This is a genomic window from Stecheria intestinalis, from assembly GCF_009696165.1.
In the GTDB taxonomy this organism is placed as follows: Bacteria; Bacillota_I; Bacilli_A; order Erysipelotrichales; family Erysipelotrichaceae; genus Bulleidia; species Bulleidia intestinalis.
This window is the reverse complement of the sequence record NZ_VUMN01000008.1, coordinates 33,568-53,205: the sequence shown is the minus strand read 5'-3', so window position 1 is coordinate 53,205 and position 19,638 is coordinate 33,568. Positions and strand designations below refer to the sequence as shown.

The following is a 19,638-nucleotide window of genomic DNA, read 5'->3' as shown; positions in this document are numbered from 1 at the left end:
GCATGACTCTCCTCTGCTCTTCAGGAGGAGAAGAATGGAAACACGATTCCCGTTTGGGATTGATGCGGTGATGGAGCTCGACCGGCCGGACATCCGGCGCTATCAGAAGACCGGAACCTCGGCAGACTATGACTGCCCGTTCTGCGGCAGAAAGCGGAAGCTCCATCTCGACTTCACGAAGAATACCTTCCGCTGCAACGTCTGTCATGAGGAAAATCACGCACAGGGCGGGCTGATTCAGCTGCACTGCATGCTGAAGGGTCTACCGTATGACACGAAGGAAGCTCGGTCGGCTGGTTACCGCGATCTCTTAGCAGAGTTCGAAGGCCTGAGCGAGGATCAGAAGCATGCATTCCAGGTGCAGCACCAGGAGCGTTCCGCTCCATGCACGGAAGGCCATCCTGCGTCAGCTGACGTGCTGGATCGCGTTTACCGGTCCTTCTTGAGTGAGCTGAAGCTGAGAGATCCCCATCGGAAAGATCTTCTACGCAGAGGATTTACAGAAGCAGAGATTGCAGATTCATGGTTTCGCAGCGTACCGCGGGTCGGCTTCTGCACTTACGCCGAAAATGCTCTGCTGAAGAGCGGAGTGTTCCGGATTGAAGATCAGGAAGAAAACCTGGAGAAATGGAAAGAGATCTTCCGTGAGAAAGGGTCCGTCATCCCTGGGTTTTATCTGTCTGACAGCGGAAGAATTGCTGCAGTCAGGATGGATTCCGGATATTTCATTCCCGTGAAGGACTGCTTAGGAAGAATCACCGGCATGCAGATCCGATTTGATCCGCTTCCTGAGAACGCTCCAGAAGAAGAGAAGGATCGCTACCATCGGTATGCATGGTTTTCTTCCGCCGGGTGGAAGCAGGGATGCTCGGTAAGAGGAGCCTCTCAGATTCACTTTGCCGGATTCTCATTTGAGAAGGAGCAGACTCCGGAGACAGTCGGACTGACGGAAGGCGCCCTGAAGGCAGATGCAGCATCGGCAATTTCCGGAAAACCATTCATTGCGCTTATCGGTGTCGGGAATCAGGAACAGCTTCCATCTGTGCTTGGCTACCTGAAGGATCATGGGACAAAGAGAATATCCGTGTTTGTAGATATGGATCTTTATGAAAATGCCCATGTTGCCTCAGCTTTGAAAGGTATCGAGGAGAAGGTGACTCTTTCAGGTCTTGAGTTTGCTGCATGGAGTTGGGACAGGAATTATAAAGGCATTGATGACTGGCTTCTGGAATGCAGAAATAGAGGACGGATCACAGAAGCCAGCAATCTGACAGGGTTAGTCAAAAGGTTAAAGCCAGGATTGCCTGAAGCTGAATAATGCATTTGAAAAATTAGAGACAGCTATTAATTCAAAGGCGGCTCATGTCTGATGTTCAGCGTCATAAAATGCTGAGATCGAGACAGCCGTCCTTTCTAATAGGAGAAGACAGCCTTCGCTACAATTTCTGTAATATATTGAAATCCGCAAAGCATAAGAATTTTGATTAAGGAAGGAGGCGCTAAAAAATGGAAACGATTGAGTATTACCTTAGACTTCCGTACAGATTGGAAATAATTACAGATCCAGATGAAGGAGGTTATGTCGCACGCTATCCAGAACTTCCGGGATGCATCACAACCGGCGAAACACTGGAGTCTGCCGCAGAAAACGCTGCGGATGCAAAGAAAGCATGGCTGGAAGCGGCACTGGAGGATGGTACAGCGATTCCAGACCCGGCCTCAGTAAAAGAATAACTCCAGAGTATTTATTTAGAATCTGTATCATTTTTATTATTTATGCAATAATACTTTAATAGATGAAATGGATAGATGTATTTTCAGGGTATTCGATATCAAACAGACTGCATAGCCGAGGATGCTTCACACTCACCTTTCAGAATGAGAGGAATCATATATTTCAGCTTCCCGCGGTTGAGATCTCTCTTGAAAGTGGAAGACCGCTGACCATACATTACATCCTTGTCTATGCACTTCTTGATGCACTGAATAATCTTTCTAACAGCAAGCCTCCGAAAGAGCCCCTGTTCGTGACTTATTACTGTGCCAACCGGAAGATTGCCTTTGAATGGAATCAGGAATATCTGCAGGATCATGCATTTTCTGCTTCCACTGAAGATCTTGACCTCTGGAATGAAATATCAGAAGTGTGTTCGGATTTTCGGATGGAACTTAGAATTGCTGAAACCGACTCTGTTCTGAATGGAATCGTACGCATTGAATCGGGAAGGGTGCAGCATCTATGAGTGCATACCGAACGCTTGCAGAACTTCTCCTTGAGGAAGCAGAAGCAGAGCCGATCATCTCACGCATTCCGACAGCCAGCAGGCATGAACATCACTGCCGTGACATTCTGAATCAGATTCTGAGCGAGGATCCGGACAGTTATCCTCTGATCATTTCCCTGTGTGCCTATCCGGTTCAGTCCTGGGCCGAACACATGCGGAAAAGCCTGGATCTTGATCTTTTCTCACTGCAGAAATTCCTGGAGGAAGAGCAGGAAAGCTACTGCGGAATCATACGGTATTCCAGACTGAACCTTCAGAAGGAAACACTGACGGATTCGGCCTGTATGCTTCATCTGACTGAAGAAATCCTGAACGGAGAAAGCAGATGCTCTCTGAATCTGAAAGCGCTGAAGACACTGAATGCTGTTCATGGATCCATGAAAGAAGATGTATCCAAATACTGCATCGATATTTACTATGAAGCTTCCGTCAGAGAAATCATTCAGGAATATGGAGAAGACTTCCGAAAGCTCGATCAGAAAATGGAGAATGCCTCTGCAGTGCTGGATCGGGATATGAAGACTGCCTTTCATAACACGGAATATCTCGTGCAGATTGCTCCGCTGGTCCGAAGAAATGCAGGAAGAGTAAAAGGGAACCAGATTGATTTTGAACTTGTCGATCATGCAATCCATGCATGCCTCAGTGCGGTCGGAACCTATCCTTTTGAAGGAGAAGCCATTCAGAATGTTCTGATTCTTCGCTCCCAGGGGAATTCAGAAGCAGAATGTGCGCGGATCATCGGCAAGTCCAGAAAGTATATTCACGCCAGGTATGAGGAAGGCATACGAGTTCTTTCCAGCCTTTTATGGGGATATTCCGCCAGAGAAATCATGAATGACTGATGGTTCATGGACTCCTGCTCAATTTTCATAACCTGCATTTATGATTGCTATACAAATATGTATTTTTTGTATCGTATTCTTATTATCCTATGTTTATCAGTATTTTCTGCGTTTTGCAGTTCATTTTTATATTGACAGGAACAGCTTTGCAATCTAAGATGTTAGCGTACCAAAGTATAGAAAAGCCTTAACTGTATCACCTCCTCTTGAAGCATCTCCCGTTCTGCAGACTATCCCCCATTACTCTGCAGGGCGGGATGCTTTTTTGTTTTTCCAGAAGAGAGGGATCAGAAGGAAAGGAGAAATTTATGACCTCAGAATACTTATGGCTTGCAGCTCAGAATCTTCTGTCTCCTGGGATCGGCATCCTGATGGAAGGGGAAGGGGAAAGCGGAGCGGCTGCACAGACAAACAGCGTCGGCGACTTCTTCACGGCCTTAGGAAAGATCGTCACGGAATTCCGGACCGGATTCGGCAACATCTTTCTTCCCGTCGCCATCGTGTGTGTTGCCATCTGTGCGTTCAAAATCCTGATCGCTTCCAATCAGAACGAAGTCGGATCCGCGAAGAAGTGGCTGATCGGAATCCTTGTCGCCGTCGTCCTGTTCTATTTCGCGCCGGTTCTGATCAACACGATCGCAGAAGCAGCAAAGACTGCCGCGGCCGGAAGCTGATCCATCGCATAATCTGTCATTTTCCTGTCTGCAGGGGTGCTGAATGTGCTCCTGCTTTTCTTTGACCTTTCTGAAAGGAGTATGCATGAAGAAACCGTTATCATTCAGGGAAATCCGCCTGATGCAGAAGCCCTCCCTGAAGGAATATCTGAAATACCTCGTCTGGATGCTGCCGATGCTCCTCCTCCCATCGCTTGCCGGCTGTTCCGGGACGGCATCCGGATCGATTGAATCCCTGAACGACCCGAATCTTGCTGAGGCGGAGCGCTACAGCGGAGAAGCAGCAGGAAGGCTCCAGGCTTCCACCTGGCAGTCCCGCCTGAGCCCGGTCATTGTCCCGCTTGCCGCAGCCTCTGTTTCCTGGAGTCTCTACGTGATCATGACGACACCGGATCCGATGCTCGCCGACAAAGAGCGCTCCCGCATCTTCCGGGTGCTTGCGGCAGTCGCGCTGTTCTATCTGATCCCTTCACTGATCCGGACCGTAAGCGGGATGTGATCTTTTATGCTGGACATCATCTTTGATTCGCTCGGCGGCTGGCTGGTTGATTTTGCCAATCTCATGTTCGAAGCGATCATGAGCACGGATTTTGAAACCGCACTGCGTTCCGGTGCAGATCCGCAGTCACTGAATTCCGTGATCCCTTACTTTTCCGGATTCATCAGCATCCTGAACGTCGTCGGCTGGATCGTGCTCGTAATGCTTGCCTACAGCGCGCTGATCCGCATCATTGCAGGACCGTTCACCGGCTCTGAAGAGGATCCGCTGAAGACAGTGCTGAAAATTGCGCTGGCCGCAGTGCTTCTCAGATACCGGAAGGAGATCTTCACGCTCCTTCTGAATTACTCCGACATTTACGTGTTTCAGCGGATGAAGAACCTTGTTTCCGGAGTGGAGACCGTGAAGCTGAACTGGTCCTGGTCCGGATGGCACTTCATCAACAAGTTTGCCCGCTTTGCGCTCGTCGGCTCCATCGCCTTTGCGGAGGCCCAGGCCGCGATCACTTACGTGGAGCGGTTTCTCTCATTCTGTCTTTATCTCTATACGTTTCCGATTGCGGCGGCATTCATCGTTTCCCCGCGGACGATGGAATCCTTCCAGCAATGGCTGGTCGGCGTCCTCACGCAGGTTCTGATGCTTGCGTCGACCTACGCGATGATCTTCATGGCGATGTCCTCCCTGAACACGTCGTTTACCGGTTATGACGGGACGCTGAACGTGCTCGGTCTGGCCGTGTCGCTTGCACTGTTCACTCTGGCGAAGAATCTGGAAAAGATTCTTAGCATGTATAACATCCGCACGATGCCGACCGCAGATGCCGCAAGGAGCTTTCTCGGAGGAATCGGGACTGCGGCTGCGCTTGCAGGTTCTGCGGTACGGATGACCGGAAGTGCGGTCCGCACCGGGATTGCCGCCGGAAGCGATCTCAGAACGCTGCGGGCAAATGCAGCTTCCGCTTCTTCCGGAACTTCGCTATCTGCGGAAGCCCGGGCGTCGGTCAGAGGAATGAGCCGGAAGGAAGGGATGAGCACGCTTGGTGCCCGCGGGGAATCGCTGCGGAATGCATCTCATTCGGATCCGAAGAACCCGCTGAAGGTGGTGCCGGATTCCATGTCTTCTGAGCGCGTGGTGTCNCGTGCGGCCAGGGAAGACGGGATTGCGCGCACCGGCCGGGAAGCAGGGATGCGGTCGATATCCGGCACGATGCTGAACAGTTCGCTTTCCCGTTCGGATCAGAAGCGGTATGCGGAAGGCTATCAGAACGCCTGGCAGGAGCGCTCCGCCGCGCAGAGCCGCTATAACGCCTGGGTGGACTCCAGGGGAAAAAGCGGTTCTCTGTCCTCTGAGGACGTTTCAAAAGCGCTGCATCTGGATCAGGCAATTCCGAACTTTGCGGTATCACGCGGAAATGCGCAGTACATCCGCGGAAAAGACGGCGGGGATGCGGTGATGATCTCAGGCCTTGAGAGAAGAACAGACGGAACTTCGGTTCCGAAGACCTATGCAATCGGAACAGAAGAGCTGATGCAGTCGGCAAAGCATGAAACCGTCGGCACCGACCGGCATGGAAATGAACGGCATCAGGTGTCATATCAGATCGGCAATGATCCGGAACATGAGGCGTTCACATTTGCAGAGACTTCAGCTCATGCCCCGGTCATGAAGGAGGTCAGCGATTCCCTCTACGCCTATGAAGTCCATCCGACAAGATTTGACGCGGACGATCCGTACAAGTCCTTCGGCGAAACACTGAATGAAGGATCTTCCGAACAGGCAGAAAGGGAGATGAAGGCATTCGGATACGGCTCGGAGTTCAGCTTCGAGGAACATGACGGAAGCGGTGCAGAACCGCCTGCACCCGAGCACTCAGATGCCCCGAAGGAGCAGGCGGAATGGAATGAAGAGGAACGCGTCCGGCAGAAGAAAGAGGAACATGATGCGATCGAGGCAAGTCTTGATGAGTCAGAGGCAAGTCTTGATCAGCCTGAGGAAGCTGTTGAAGAGGAATTCGTTGATCCGGATTCGTTTTCGATGGAGGAGGACGCTGATGCAGATGACCTAAATGATCGCATAGATTCTTCTGAGCAGACCGCTGCAGCAGAGGATCCGAAGGAGGATCAGCCTCATGGAAACGCATGACCGCTCTGCTGAAACATTCGAGAGCGGTGTAAATCGGGCAGAGCACCTGACCGGAGAATCCGTCCGGAACCTTGTCCGCCTTTCTTCCTCAAAGCCCGTTTCCAAAGGAATTCAGAAAGCGGGAAGAGCAGCAGGCAGGGCAGTTGAGAAAGCCGCAGAGGGAATCGGAACTGCGCTTAGCAGTGCCGGTCCGATGGCATTCGTCGTGATCATCCTAGTCCTTGCCATCGTGATTCTGATTTCAGTCTATCCGAACAATCTGTTTCGAACTGCAGACTCTGATCTTCCGACAACGGATTCCGACCGTTCTGACGTCTACAGCTCTTCGGATGGAGTCCTGCTGGATGCAGCCGCACTCGTGGACCGGGATGCCTATGAAGCGGCCTATGCGCGCATGGTTTCCCTGACTGAGGAAGCGATTCAGTCATCTTATGAAACCGCCCGTGCGGAAGCTGAGAAGGCTGCGGATGACTGGCTTAAGGAGCACTATCCTGAGGACCATTCTCACATTTCGATCTCCATCTATATGGATTCTCCGCATGCGATTGCCGAGACGATCACGCCGTATATCCTTGCGGTTCATGGCGGAATCCAGTATCTGAGCACATCGCACGGCGGAATCGGAGACTTTCTGGAGCCGGACGACGCGACGGCATTCACGGATCCGAATGCGTATCAGGATGGCGTGCGCGAATATGCGGAAACCTCTCTGTTTTCCTCGGACGGAGCACTGTTTCTGACCCCGGTCAGCGAAGCAAAGGATGAAGACGGAGTTGGCATCCATCCGGAACCCTATGAGGAACCGGTCCTTGATCCGCTGACTGGAGAACAGGTCAGAGAAGAAGACGGAAGGATCCGGACAGAAACGGTTCAGCATGAGACCGGAACGATCTATCTGGCGGTGAATTATGACATCTCAGGCTATCGGGCAAGAGATATAGCGGACGCGTCCGAATGGCTTCATGAGCAGGAAGTCTTCTCTGAGTACAGTCTGGAGGAATGCTCCGACATGATCCTCGACACGATTCTGAATCTTTATGAGGACCGCACCGGTACCCGCGATCTTCCTGCCGGAAGACGCTACGGCGCTTATCTGGACCAGCATTACGAAGATCTTCTCTTGAAAAACATCAGTCCCGGCTTTTCAGGCGGCGGCCTGCTTGCAGGCTTTGCGGAGAACGATCCGAACGCGCACACAGAGCTCTGGGCAGCAATCCGTAAGGACGCCGCCGGCCACTTTGCACTCACGGGCTGGGGACGCTGGTGCACCGACTTTGCGCACTGGATGTTCTGGAACTGGTACGGGAAAGACTGCGGAGGCGGAAACGGGCTTGAGATGGCGGAAAACACTGCAGCAAAATATCCGGACGAATTCGAGCTCTCCAGGTATCCGGCCCCCGGAGCGCTGTTCTCTGCCTGGGGCGGATATACGACCAACCATGTCGGATTCGTCGTCCGGGTAGAGGGAGACACGATCTGGACCTGCGACGGAAATACCTCCTGGGGCGGTTCAGCAAACGGCATCCGCATCAACCGGAAATGGGCGCTGGCGGAATTCAGCAGCTGGTATGGCGGAAAGTACATCTTCTGCAATCCGAAGCAGTAAAAGGAGGAAAAGATCATGAAGCAGAAACGGATGAAAACGGTGATTGTTTCCTGTGCGACTGCGCTGCTTGCGGCAGTGGTTGCGTCCGGAACGCTCCTGCGAGGAATGCACCTGCTTGCAGGGAATGATCCGAAAGGAATTTTCCATTATGCACTCAGCGAAGGAAAAGGGCTCACGGCGATCCTGTTTCTGATTCTTGCCGGAATCTTTCTGGCGGCTGTTCTTCGGAATGATCCGCGCAATTACGTCGTGCAGAAGGATGAGCGCGGCGTGAACTGGCTTGCAAATGGAACGTTCGGAACCTCGAGATGGATGAGCGAACAGGAAGCGGAACAGGTTTTCCGCGTCGAGGACATCCGGAAGACCACGGACTTCACGACGATCTACGGCCAGCTTTCCGAGCATGGCGAAAAGACGGTCTCCTACCGCCGGTCGAACTATGCGGATGAGCTGCAGAACGTGTTCATCGTCGGCTCTCCGGGCTCCGGAAAGTCCCGGTGCTATGTGCGCACGGAACTGATCAATTCCATTCTCCGCGGAGACAGCTTCATTGCGACGGATCCGGCCGGCGAACTGTATGCGACTCTGGCGGAATGGTGCCGCAGCCGCGGAGTCGATGTGAAGGTTCTGAACCTGAAGGACTTTGAACACAGCGACTGCTGGGACTGCCTGGCCGAAACCGTGGACCCGGAGACCGGCAGGATGGATGGCCAGAGCATGATGGAATTCGTCACGACCTATGTCTGCAACATGACCTCAGACGGTCAGAAGATGGATGACTTCTGGTACACGATGACGATTCTCTATCTGGAGCAGGCATGTGCTCTTGCCGCATGGAGCCATGAGACACGTGTGATCTCAGACCTTTCCATGCTGTACCGAAAAACGGCAGAATCGCTTCCTGAATATTCCGAAAACGCGCAGCTGTTTGAGAACACTGCCCCAAGCATCCGTGCTCTGCAGAAGATCATTCTCGATGCTGCGAAAAGGACCGGCTATTCCGAGTCTGAGATCCGCGCTCTTTTCGAAGAAATTGACGCTTCCGCACCGCCGTTTCATATCGCGGAAGTGCACCGGCTTCTGCTCCATTACGACGAGATCGAAAAAGCCTACCATCCCCTGAGCGGAAAGTCTGCAATCCCCTCAAACAACATGGGAATGATCGCGTATCTGTCTGCGCATCAGGAATCCGCGGAGCAGAAAGGGAAAAGCACGATTCTGACTTCCGCGATTACCGGAACGCTCGGCAAGCTCACTCTCCTTACGGATCAGAGGCTGTCATACATCCTTTCAGAAAAGGGCATCCGGCTTTCGGAGGTAAACCAGCATCCATGCGCCTACTTCCTGATCCCGTCCGAAGATACGCCGGACCTGCGTTCGATCACCGGTCTCTTCTTCAGCTTTCTTCTGAAGAAAGCGCAGGCGAACTATGACCGGGCAGAGAACGATGCGTTTGCGCATGGAACGAAGAATCCGATTCTCGATCTCACGGTCATGCTGGACGAGTTCAATACGCTCGGAGTGATCGGTTCCTCGCCATCCGTGTTTGCAACCTTCATGGCCAACTCCCGCAAGCGCCACCTGCATACCTGTATCATCGTGCAGAACATGACCCAGGTTCCGGCGCTCTACGGGAAGGAAAACGCCGTGACGATCACCCAGTCCTGCATCGACGTGACGATCCTGCTTGCTTCAAATGATTCCGAGACCAGCGAGAACATCTCGGCAATGACCGGCGTCGGCACCGTGCAGAACGAATCTCATAACAGTGCGGCAGGATTCATGGACGCGGTGCAGGGGCAGGATTACCGGTCCGGACAAACCGGAAGATTCGTGATGACTCCGGATGAAGTCTCGCGGTTCAAGAAGGAGCGAGGCGTTCTCGTGATGAAGGCAGGAGAGCGGCCGCTGAAGCTGAAGCGGTTCGATTATACCGAACATCCGTTCTATGCGGAAGTAACTGCCCGCAAAGCCGCCCTGGAGGACCTGGAACCGCTGAGCGCCCGAAGAATGCGGCAGAAACCGCGTCCGGAGTGGCCGGAGATTCTTGAGAAGATCGACACACTGATACCGGCAGAAAATCCATGCACGTTTCCAAAAGCAGAGGATGCAGAAAAGAACCGGTCAGAGAAGCCTGTCGAAGACACCCTGCTTGAGGAAGCAGACCTGCTGGAAGGAAGCGGTGCAGATTCGAAAGAAACCGGTGAAGCGGAAGGCTCTTGGGCAGTAAACCCGGAAGTCCTGAAAGAAGAAGCGGTTCAGAAAACCGAGGCGGAAGGAATCCGGACTTCTTCCAAGGCAGGCGTCGGGAGCAGACGCAGAAGACAGGCGAACCGTCAGGCAGAACGAAGACAGCCGCGGATCAGAAGCCGTTCATCGTCACGGCTTTATGAATAAGAGAACAAAGGAGGAAAACGTCATGGAAGAACCAAAGAACAGAACCGAAGAATCCACAGAACCGGAAGTTCCGGAAGAGCTTCAGCCCGATCATCCGGAGCATGAGGAGCCGGATGCAGCGCTGCAGTCAGAGGAAGTGATCGCTTCCGACATTGTCGTGCCTTCGGACAATGAACCGGCGGAAGAGGCTCCCGAAGAGCCCGTGCACCCGGAGGAGGAAGTGAAGCTCACCGAAGCGGAGCGGCGGCAGGGGAAGCATCGAACGATCGCGGATGATCGGATCGGAGACCGGCGCCCCGGCGACATCATTGCCGAAAGCGAGACAAGTGAAGCCGAACGGGAAGAATCGGAATGGCGGCTGATCACCCGGCTGGCAAGGACGAAGGGCATTGTCTGGACCTCCGTGGATGGAATTGAGGAGACTGGGAGAAAATCAAAATCTCTGCTCTTCACAGCCCGGGTCCATGGCGAGCGGATTGCAATCCCGGAAGCGCTGTTCTGGATGCCGGATACGACGTTCGGATCCCATTACGCTGAGAAGGATGAGGCAGTGAAGTTCCAGACGAGAAAGGATGCTGCCCGCAGGCGGATCGGATCCACGATTCCCGTGATCATTACCCGGGCGGAGCGCGATACCGTGCATGCGAAGTATTCCGACGGCTCTGAATACACCTATCATCGCAGCGGCCTGCTCGGTTCAAGAGTGGATGCGATGCTGATGCTGCAGGAACACTGGTTTCACCCGGACCTCGCAAAGCATCCGGAGCTTGCTGATCGGGAGATCCGCAAAGGCGACATCTTTGAGCGTGCAGAAGTGCTCTCGGTGCGCGAGGACTCCGTAACGGTCGAGCTCTTCGGAGTGGAAACGACCATGCATCTGTATGATGCAGGCGGAAAGGAATACCTCGAAGACTGCCAGGAGAAATATCATCCAGGAGATCAGGTTCGTGTGATGGTCACCGGAATCCGGCACAGCGTGGTGAAGGATGCATCCGAAAAGGATCGAGCAATCGTGAATCTCTTTGCTTCCGCAAGAAGAGCGGAGATCCGCTTTGACGCCAAGGCGTTTGCAGAAGTGCAGGTCGGAGGCATCTATTTCGGAACGGTATCGCACATGTCAAAGGCCGGCCGCTACATCGTGATTCTGAAGAACGGCGTCACTGCATTCATCAACCCTGCCGCGGTAGTCGGAAGAATCATGCTGAATCCTGGAGACCGCGTCACCGTGGAAGTAAAGGTCAAGTATGACGAGACCGTGACCGGCGTCGCGATGAAGTACTGATATGACAGGCTCCATTCATAAAGCGAGCGCTCTCCTTCAGAAATCTCCGTTCAGCTCTGCTTCCTGTATCCGCCTTCGCTCCGAAAAGCCGATTGCGCGGAACAGAGATGAACGGCAGAGTGCAGAGGAATGCGTGAAAGAAATCAACGATTCCGGAGATGCGCTGGGATTTTATCGGATGCGGAAGGATAACCGGCTGGAAATGCAGCTGATGATTCTCCCGGCATCGGAAGAGGTGGACTATGAGGAAATGGCGGATGCGCTGAATGCCTCATTCCGCTCTTCTGCAGCAGTCATAGCAGAGGCAGTAAGGAGGAACCATGGAGCAGAGTGAAGAACGCACACGATCGTTCTTCCTTCCGAAAAATTTCCAGAACGGCATCTCAATCGGCACGCATTCCTATCCGGCTTCTTTCCTGGTGCAGGGAGTGGTCTTTGCTCTGCTTCCGGTCGCGGCTGCCTACTGGATTCTTCCGGCATTCGGCATGGTACTTTCAGTTTCTGACTCGATCGGAACCGTGCTGATGTTTTCAACGCTGTTTGGATATGCCGGGATTCATGGCGTGAAAGGGGGAACATTTCTGCAGTTTCTGAAGGCAGTATTCCGGTTCTATCGCTCGCGCCGCACCGCATATTACAATCCGCGCGTACGGATTGAAGTGGCAGAAGAAAAGAAAGCTGCGGGTAAAGAGCAGGAGCTTCCCCGGGAAAAGCTGAAGAAATTCTTATCCGGCTTTCATAGAACTTCTGTTCATCGTGCAGCATCCGACCCGGCAGATACTCTTTCTGAAGCTGCTGAACCTGGAGAACTTTTCTTTGAAGAGGATATCGGGATCGTAAAGACGCCGGTGGAATATATGAATCCGAAGGAATACCGCACCTACCGGAAGAATCTGAAGAAGGAAGAGCGCCGAAAGACCAAGGAAGAACGTCGCAGGAGAAAGGAGGCACAGCGTGGCAGTAAAAAGGAAAGAAAAGCGAAGGTTTCGGAAACCTCTGCAGAGCACTCAGCAGAATCTTCCGATCAGAGGACTCTACCGCGGCATCGTCATCACAAAGGATGACCGGTACGTAAAAATCCTGGAAGTACTCCCCGTGCCGTTTCTGCTTCTCTCATCAGAAGAGCAGACCGATACGGCACTCCACTTTGAGACGGTGCTGAAAAGTGCCCCTCACCATCTGCAGATCACGGTGATGACCCTTTCTGCTGATCTCTCCGAAGAAAAGGCACGGCTTTCAGAAGCGATGAAAAAAGAAGCCTCTCCGGAATGCCGGATGGTGGACGAAGAATACCGGAAGCGGATGAGCGAATCCGAGCAGTATGGTCTTTCCAGAAGATTTTTCCTGAGCTTTGAATACGAGCGCAATCGCAGTGCTCTTTTTCAGAAGGAAACGCTGGAGGAAATTGCTTTTGAACTGGAGCGTACTGCGGCCGTGCTGACTGCCGCCCTTCGCAACTGCGGCAATGAGGTGATAGAGCCTTCCCTGAAGGAAGCAGATGCTGCATCGGCCAAGATTCTGTACACGATTCTTCATCGTGCGGAATATCGTGAAAAGCCTTTTGAAACGCGACTTGCGGAAGTGAAGGAGCGGTATGCTTCCACCTCTTCTGAAGGAAACCCGATTCCCGTTCCGATCACTGATATCCTTGCACCGGATCTTCTTTCCTTCATGGATCAGAGATATGTAAGGTGCGGAGAAAATTTCAGCACCTATTACTGCATTGCCTCTGACGGCTATAACCCCCTTGTGCAGGCAGGCTGGCTVACGCCTTTCTTCAGTGCATCTCCGGGCATTGACCTGAATCTCTTTATTGAGCGGAAAGAGCCTCAGGAAGTGATGAACTCCATCCGCCGCAACATGACTTACGCAGAAACAGATATGGCAAGCGTTTCCTACGCCTCCGAAGCGATGGATGTGTCCTCGGAGGCATTTGCGAGTACGTCCTATATCCGGGACGGGATGCTTGCAGGCCAGGACTTCTGCTATCTGATGGTTCTCTTTTCCGTAAACGGGAAGAATCCGGAAGAAACGGCAAGAAGAGCAGATGAACTCTGCACGCGTGCAAAGCAGTCCGGTCTGAAGCTTCGCTCCTGTGAGTTTGAAGAGGAGCAGGCATTCTTCTCCGGTCTTCCGCTTGCTCGTCCGGATCCTGCTCTTTTTGAGAAAACAAAGCGAAATGTGCTTACGGAAGGAGCGGCAAGCACCTATCCGTTTACCGCATTCGAACTTCACGATCCCGGTGGAATCTATCTTGGCGATGATCTTGATACAGGTGGTCTTGTGATTGCGGATCTCTTCGATGAAAAGCGTCTGACGAATTACAACCTCTTCATTGAAGGCACCTCCGGCGCCGGGAAAAGCTATGCGCTCTCCCTGCTTGCAATCCGTCTCAGAGCAGGTCATATTCCGGTCTATCTGCTTGCCCCGGAAAAGGAAGATGAGTTCCGGAGGATGTGCAGCGGAGTCGGAGGGCAGTTCATTCAGCTCGCTCCCGGGTCCAAAGATCGGATCAACATCATGGAAATCCGGCCGAAGGATGAGCGTGCAGAAATCAGTTCCGGAATCGTGAACGGTTCTGCGGAGGCGGAAGGATCCAGGCTTGCTGAGAAAATCGACACGCTGAAGAATTTCTTCTCGCTTCTGATCACCGACATGACGATCGAGGAACGCCAGCTTCTGGATAACGCACTGATGAAAGTCTACGCATCATTCGGAATCACCGAGGACAATCGATCGCTGATTGATCCTGAGGATCCTGAGAGGAAGCGATTCCGCCGGATGCCGATCGTCGGAGATCTTGTCAGAGTGCTGAAAGAGTCCCCGGACACGCGCCGCATGGCAGGGATTCTCTCGTTCTTCACGACCGGCTCAGGCAGAAGCTTCAATGGCGAAACCAATGTTGACCTTCAGAACGAATTCATTGTGTTCGGCCTGGAAAAGATGAAGGCTGAGCTCCTGAAGGTCGGTCTTTACATCGCCCTGGATTTCGCCTGGGCAAAGGTGAGGGAAGATCGGTTCCAGGACTGTGCGCTGATGATGGATGAAGCATGGACTCTTCTGCAGGATCCGGTGTGTGCGGAATACGCGATGAAGATCTCGAAGACCATCCGATCGTACCACGGCTCCTATGTCGTCTCCACCCAGCAGCTGCGGGACATCCTTGCAGTTGAAAACGGAAAGTACGGCATGGCCCTGATCGGAAACTGCGCGACGAAGATTCTGATGCGCACGGAGCCTTCCGACAGCATCACGGTTCAGGAGCTTCTGAACCTCTCCGCAGAAGATACACGTCTGATCACCGGGCTGGAGCGCGGAAATGCGCTGCTTCTGACCGGAGGGATCCGCCTGCAGATCCGCTTCCAGGCTTCGCGGACGGAACATTTCCTGATCACCAATGCGCAGGACGATCTCCGGATGATCCTCGCGGAAAAAGAAATGCAGGAAAGAGAACAGAGAGCTTCCGCGTCAGCTGAAAGGCAGGAACAGAAATGGATTCCGCTGTTCTCAGCAGACGAGATTCCGCTGCTTCTTCGAAAAGAAGAGCTGGCAGACAGCATGGAAAGCATCCGGGATATTCCGGTCTTTGAGGAAGCCGAGATGGCTCTCGAAGAAGACGCTGCGGAATCTCTGTTCAAATCAGAAGAGAAAGAGACTCTGAACCATCTGAATCAAAAAAGCTCAGGCAAGTCTCAGCGCCTGGAAAGGAGGACAGCATGCTGAGCGATATTGAACCATATCTGGACTTTGAACAGCGGATTCTCTATCGGACCGGAGTACTGCGCAGAGCATCTATGCGAATCAGTCTCTGCCGCACGTTTGAGGAAATGTCAGGGCATTACGCCGACATGATGATCGAGGCACTCCAGTACCATGGCGGCGTTCTCATCTCAGAAGATGGCTGGCTGATCACCAAAGGATGCTACAAGCGCATCACCGGAGACCGGGAGTTCTCGCTTCTTCGCTCCGGCTCAAAGGAACGGATTCCTGCCGGTGTCCTGGAGATAGAAGACGAGCGGGATCGGGCCATCGCTGACTGCATGGTGATTGCCGCAGACATGATGCCGCTGAGCCGAGACTTCGAGATTTCCGCCGGGCACTGGTACATCCAGTTCATCATGCCGCCGAAAGAGAATCAGCCGTCTCTGCTCTTTCAGATCACGAAGATTCCGAAAGGGGAGGAGTTTACGATGGCGCAGCTGCTGAAGAATATCCCATGCGTTGAGAAGGAAGAGACCGCTTCTCATATCCGCCGGATCGCAGTGATCGAGGATCCCCGCTGCGTGTCCCAGGTGCCGTTCATCGGCTTCCGCTACATCTGCATGCTGAATGAGAAATCAGAAAGCGGTTATCGGATTCTTGAAAAACGAAGTGAAGAGGAGATGTGGAAGGATTATGGATTCTGAAGAGAGAATGGCAGACCTTCGCGAAGGCGCACTGCGGGAGGTGCAGAAGCTTTCGGATGCGATTGCTCATGATGTAAGAAGAAGCGAAAGCCTGCCGGAAGGTGCACTGACTCAGAGCGTGCTATCCCGGGCAATCACCCGCACGGAACGGATGAACGATCTTCTGCGGGAGTGCTGGAGAGCAGATCACGATTCTTCCATGGCTGAGCCCGCTGTCCTGAGCAGCCACGGGATCAAGGTTGACGTCGATTACGAGGACGGGATCCTTTCTGTGTTCACGCCGATGACGACAGCACGAAATGGGACAAACGCAGCCGAAGCAGTGAGCTCCGCAATCCTTGCCTATGAATATGAAAATCAGATCGATCTTGCCTCAGAAGCTCCTCACCGCTTTGCTCTGATCGAGACCCGCTGGGTCAGAAAGATCACACGGACGGTCATGGATAACTGCAATGAGGACGGCGCTGTGATCAATGCGATCATGCGGACGATCATACGGACGGACAATGTGAAGTGCCTGGTGTTCTTCGGTGTCCGAACGCTGGAGGCGCCTGAGGGCGACAGGATCGGCACGGAGTTTCAACTGATCCCCTCCGAGAAGTTTCAATCGATGACCTGGATCTAAGCTCATTAGAGCATAAAGGAAAAGGGGACATCTGAGAAGAACAGGTACAAACTGCTCGCATGTCCCTTTCTCAATCTGAAAATTCCGGAAGTTATAAGGTCTTTTATGAATCGCCGGAATACCAGGTAATGAGAAAGCATAAGATTGGAGGATGAAGAAAAGATCCTATGGAATCACCCGATCTTATGACAAAAGTCTCTGGGATCGGGAGTGGAACCCAAAGGACGTTAGCTGACCTATGGAAGATCAACAGGGTCTTGTGCCCTCTGCTTCCTGCGGCAGTCTGACGATCCCGACATAAGTCTGAGAAACGTTAGTACAGATGGGTGCATAAGCTTCGGCTTGTGTGCTGTGCTGATACCGTATCGTTTGTGCAGACGGAAGTCTGAGGGCACACAAGCCCTTGGAAGCCCTGTCTATAGTGCGTCAGCACTTAGACGGGGAGGTTCACGTGGTTGGACAGAATGACTTTAAGAATTAAGCCGAGAATTCTCCCTTACTTGTATGGGAGATGAATCGGCATTTTTCTATATTATATGCATCACAAATCAAGGCTTATAAATATGCATAATTGTGCTTATATGCTATACTATGTGTATGAATGATGAGTATGTACATGCAAGAACCTGCGTTTATAACGTTCACTATCACATTGTATGGTGCGTCAAATACCGCAGGAAGGTTCTTACGCCTGAGATTGAAGCCACTTTGCAGGAAGTGCTGAAACAGATAGGCATGGAGAATGGGTTCTCTGTTGATCAGTGCGAAGTTGGAGAAGCAGATCATGTGCATTGTTTTGTGTCTGCTCCCCCGAAGCTGTCAATCACGTTTATCGTCAAACATTTGAAAGGTGTTTCGGGGCTTCGTTTGTTTCATCAGTATCCGAAGCTCAGAGAAAAGCTGTGGCGCGGAGAACTGTGGAATGGTTCTTATTTCGTTGAAACTATCGGCTCCACAAGCGAAGAAAATGTACGCCGTTATATCGACCGTCAGAAAAACGTCCAGAGGTAGAATATGCCGCTTCGCAGAACAAAACATTCATCAGCAGACAGAGAGCGCATTGCATATAAATTCCGGATTGGAACCCTTTCGTCGGAGCAGGAGACTTATTTTGCAAAGACTTTCGGCTGCGTTCGCTGGCTCTACAATCGCATGTTAAGTGACAAAATTCATGCCTGGGAATACTGGCACGAAGATCTTAAGCTTACCCCTGCATGGTATAAGAAGATCTCCTGCTGCCTGTGGCTGAATGAGGTGGACAGCCTTGCATTGGCAAACGTGCAATTGAACCTGAATCAGGCATTCCAGAATTTCTATAACAAGAAGTCACGCTATCCCCGTTTCAAGAAAAAGTCCGCTCACAACGATTCCTATACAACGAACAACGCTTCCATTCACATGGATCACGGAAAGATGTATCTTTCGCTTCCTAAGATGGAAAAAGAAGTCCCCGTTATCAATCATCGCCCCATTAAGGATGGAGGGCAGCTGAAAAGTGCGACGATTTCCCGTGAGCCTGATGGAGCATATTACGTATCTCTTCTTTACGAATATAAAAAGGTTCCAGTAATGCATCAGATCGATCCAGGCAATGCAGTCGGACTGGATATGTCAATGCATGGCCTGTATGTTGATTCCGAAGGCAATGAAGTGGACATCGGCTCTCCATATTGGAAAGCAGAAGACTGCCTTGCCCGGGAACAGCGAAAGCTGTCCCATATGCAGAAGAATTCTCATAACTATGGGAAACAGAAGCAGAAAATTGCGAAACTGTATGCGAAAACCAAGCATCAGCGAAACGATGCTCTGCATCAGATTTCCCGTAAGCTGGTGAATCAGTATGACATCATCGGCATTGAGGCTCTGAATATGAAAGGCATGGCACAGTCTCTCAATTTTGGGAAGTCCGTTTCCGACAAAGGATGGGGAATGTTCACCGCAATGCTTGCCTATAAGGCTGAAAAAGAAGGAAAGAGGGTCATTAAAGTCGACCATTTCTTCCCTTCCTCGCAGACCTGCAGCCATTGCGGAACGGTATCCCCGATTACAAAGGATCTGTCTGTCAGAGAATGGACATGCCCGGTATGCGGGCATCATCACAATCGTGATGTGAATGCCGCAGTCAACATCAAAAACGAAGCAGTGCGGATCTACTGCACCTGCTGATACGTGTCTTACAGAACCGCTGGGACAGCGGGGATAGCCTGAATCCAAACCCCACGGAGCATACAAGACCGCGTGGGAATACTACGGCAGAATGCATCGCCTGTGCTTCGGCATAGGAACGTATTCCTAACAGCCCGGAAACACAGGAAAAATGAGAAGGGTCTGCCCTTTGAAGCTCGGTTACTTGTAACCGAGTAGTTCACGCATCCTTATCCTCCAGGGCATCCTTCATTGCATCGCGAAAAGAAGAATAACGCTTGTATTTTTCGGGATGTGCCTTCATTTCGTAATACTCATTCATTGCAGCCATTGTTTCTGCATTGGGATTTTCTCTTGTAACCGGAAAAGGAATACCCTGAACGCGCAGCGACTGCTTCAAGAAAATCGTTACAGCAGTAGAAAGATCCATTCCAAGGTCAGAGTAAAGCGCCTGACTGGCCTTCTTCAAATTTTCATCGAGACTGATATTTGTGCTTACTTTAGCCATATTATTCGTCTCCTTGACAGAATAAATATATCATAAATGTGCACAAAATCAATAGGTTATGCGCATATTATGCATATACTACGCATAAAAAGCAGGGAAATGCTATGGAAAACCATATTTAAAACGGAAGCATTGCACCTAATACTTTCCTAGTCTTCGGGGTACCCTGGAGGATATAAGCGCAGAATTGAAATACGTCAGGCATACAGCGTCAGCAAGCATTA

General features: G+C 51.9%; 16 protein-coding genes. 15 read left to right on the top strand and 1 reads right to left on the bottom strand.

Annotated elements, in window-relative coordinates; all coding sequences use genetic code 11:
• Positions 1-34: 34 nt before the first annotated feature.
• The 15 genes from FYJ51_RS04860 (at position 35) to FYJ51_RS04785 (ending at position 18,927) form a co-directional block, all read left to right on the top strand.
• Complete coding sequence (locus FYJ51_RS04860; RefSeq protein ID WP_154503897.1) at positions 35-1,318, top strand: DUF3854 domain-containing protein; 1,284 nt, start codon at positions 35-37, stop codon at positions 1,316-1,318.
• Between the two features lie 188 nt (positions 1,319-1,506).
• Positions 1,507-1,734: a type II toxin-antitoxin system HicB family antitoxin gene (locus FYJ51_RS04855; RefSeq protein ID WP_154503895.1), complete on the top strand. Its 228-nt coding sequence runs from the start codon at positions 1,507-1,509 to the stop codon at positions 1,732-1,734.
• Between the two features lie 505 nt (positions 1,735-2,239).
• Positions 2,240-3,130 carry a hypothetical protein gene (locus tag FYJ51_RS04850; RefSeq protein ID WP_154503893.1) on the top strand — a complete coding sequence of 297 codons (891 nt, stop codon included), beginning with the start codon at positions 2,240-2,242 and terminating at the stop codon, positions 3,128-3,130.
• Between the two features lie 308 nt (positions 3,131-3,438).
• Positions 3,439-3,804, top strand: a complete 366-nt coding sequence (locus FYJ51_RS04845) for a hypothetical protein (protein ID WP_105305179.1) — start codon at positions 3,439-3,441, stop codon at positions 3,802-3,804.
• A gap of 85 nt (positions 3,805-3,889) precedes the next feature.
• The gene (locus FYJ51_RS04840; RefSeq protein ID WP_154503891.1) at positions 3,890-4,303 is read left to right on the top strand and encodes a hypothetical protein; all 414 of its coding nucleotides are present in this window, start codon (positions 3,890-3,892) and stop codon (positions 4,301-4,303) included.
• Positions 4,304-6,431: 2,128 nt separating this feature from the next.
• On the top strand, positions 6,432-8,051 hold the full coding sequence (locus tag FYJ51_RS04830) for a CHAP domain-containing protein (RefSeq protein ID WP_154503887.1): 1,620 nt from the start codon (positions 6,432-6,434) through the stop codon (positions 8,049-8,051).
• Between the two features lie 15 nt (positions 8,052-8,066).
• Positions 8,067-10,448 carry a type IV secretory system conjugative DNA transfer family protein gene (locus FYJ51_RS04825; RefSeq protein ID WP_154503885.1) on the top strand — a complete coding sequence of 794 codons (2,382 nt, stop codon included), beginning with the start codon at positions 8,067-8,069 and terminating at the stop codon, positions 10,446-10,448.
• A gap of 22 nt (positions 10,449-10,470) precedes the next feature.
• Entirely contained in the window at positions 10,471-11,730 is a 1,260-nt protein-coding gene (locus FYJ51_RS04820; protein WP_154503883.1) for a hypothetical protein, read from the top strand.
• Between the two features lies 1 nt (position 11,731).
• A complete protein-coding gene (locus FYJ51_RS04815) occupies positions 11,732-12,064 on the top strand; it encodes a hypothetical protein (RefSeq protein ID WP_105305185.1) in 333 nt (110 codons plus the stop codon).
• Positions 12,051-12,794, top strand: coding sequence for a hypothetical protein (locus FYJ51_RS04810; protein ID WP_154503881.1), 744 nt, complete (start codon positions 12,051-12,053; stop codon positions 12,792-12,794). Before FYJ51_RS04815 ends, FYJ51_RS04810 begins: the two co-directional genes overlap by 14 nt.
• The gene (locus FYJ51_RS13870) at positions 12,685-15,453 is read left to right on the top strand and encodes a VirB4 family type IV secretion system protein (protein WP_205946191.1); all 2,769 of its coding nucleotides are present in this window, start codon (positions 12,685-12,687) and stop codon (positions 15,451-15,453) included. Before FYJ51_RS04810 ends, FYJ51_RS13870 begins: the two co-directional genes overlap by 110 nt.
• Positions 15,447-16,136, top strand: a complete 690-nt coding sequence (locus FYJ51_RS04800; RefSeq protein ID WP_105305188.1) for a hypothetical protein — start codon at positions 15,447-15,449, stop codon at positions 16,134-16,136. The genes FYJ51_RS13870 and FYJ51_RS04800 overlap by 7 nt, the downstream gene beginning before the upstream one ends.
• On the top strand, positions 16,126-16,761 hold the full coding sequence (locus FYJ51_RS04795) for a hypothetical protein (protein ID WP_154503877.1): 636 nt from the start codon (positions 16,126-16,128) through the stop codon (positions 16,759-16,761). The genes FYJ51_RS04800 and FYJ51_RS04795 overlap by 11 nt, the downstream gene beginning before the upstream one ends.
• Positions 16,762-17,358: 597 nt before the next feature.
• Positions 17,359-17,772, top strand: a complete 414-nt coding sequence (gene tnpA / locus FYJ51_RS04790; RefSeq protein ID WP_154503875.1) for an IS200/IS605 family transposase — start codon at positions 17,359-17,361, stop codon at positions 17,770-17,772.
• Positions 17,773-17,775: 3 nt separating this feature from the next.
• A complete protein-coding gene (locus tag FYJ51_RS04785; RefSeq protein WP_154503873.1) occupies positions 17,776-18,927 on the top strand; it encodes an RNA-guided endonuclease TnpB family protein in 1,152 nt (383 codons plus the stop codon).
• Between the two features lie 199 nt (positions 18,928-19,126).
• On the opposite strand, the gene FYJ51_RS04780 is transcribed toward FYJ51_RS04785, so the two are convergent.
• Positions 19,127-19,414: a type II toxin-antitoxin system RelB/DinJ family antitoxin gene (locus FYJ51_RS04780; RefSeq protein WP_154503871.1), complete on the bottom strand. Its 288-nt coding sequence runs from the start codon at positions 19,412-19,414 to the stop codon at positions 19,127-19,129.
• Between the last annotated feature and the right edge of the window lie 224 nt (positions 19,415-19,638).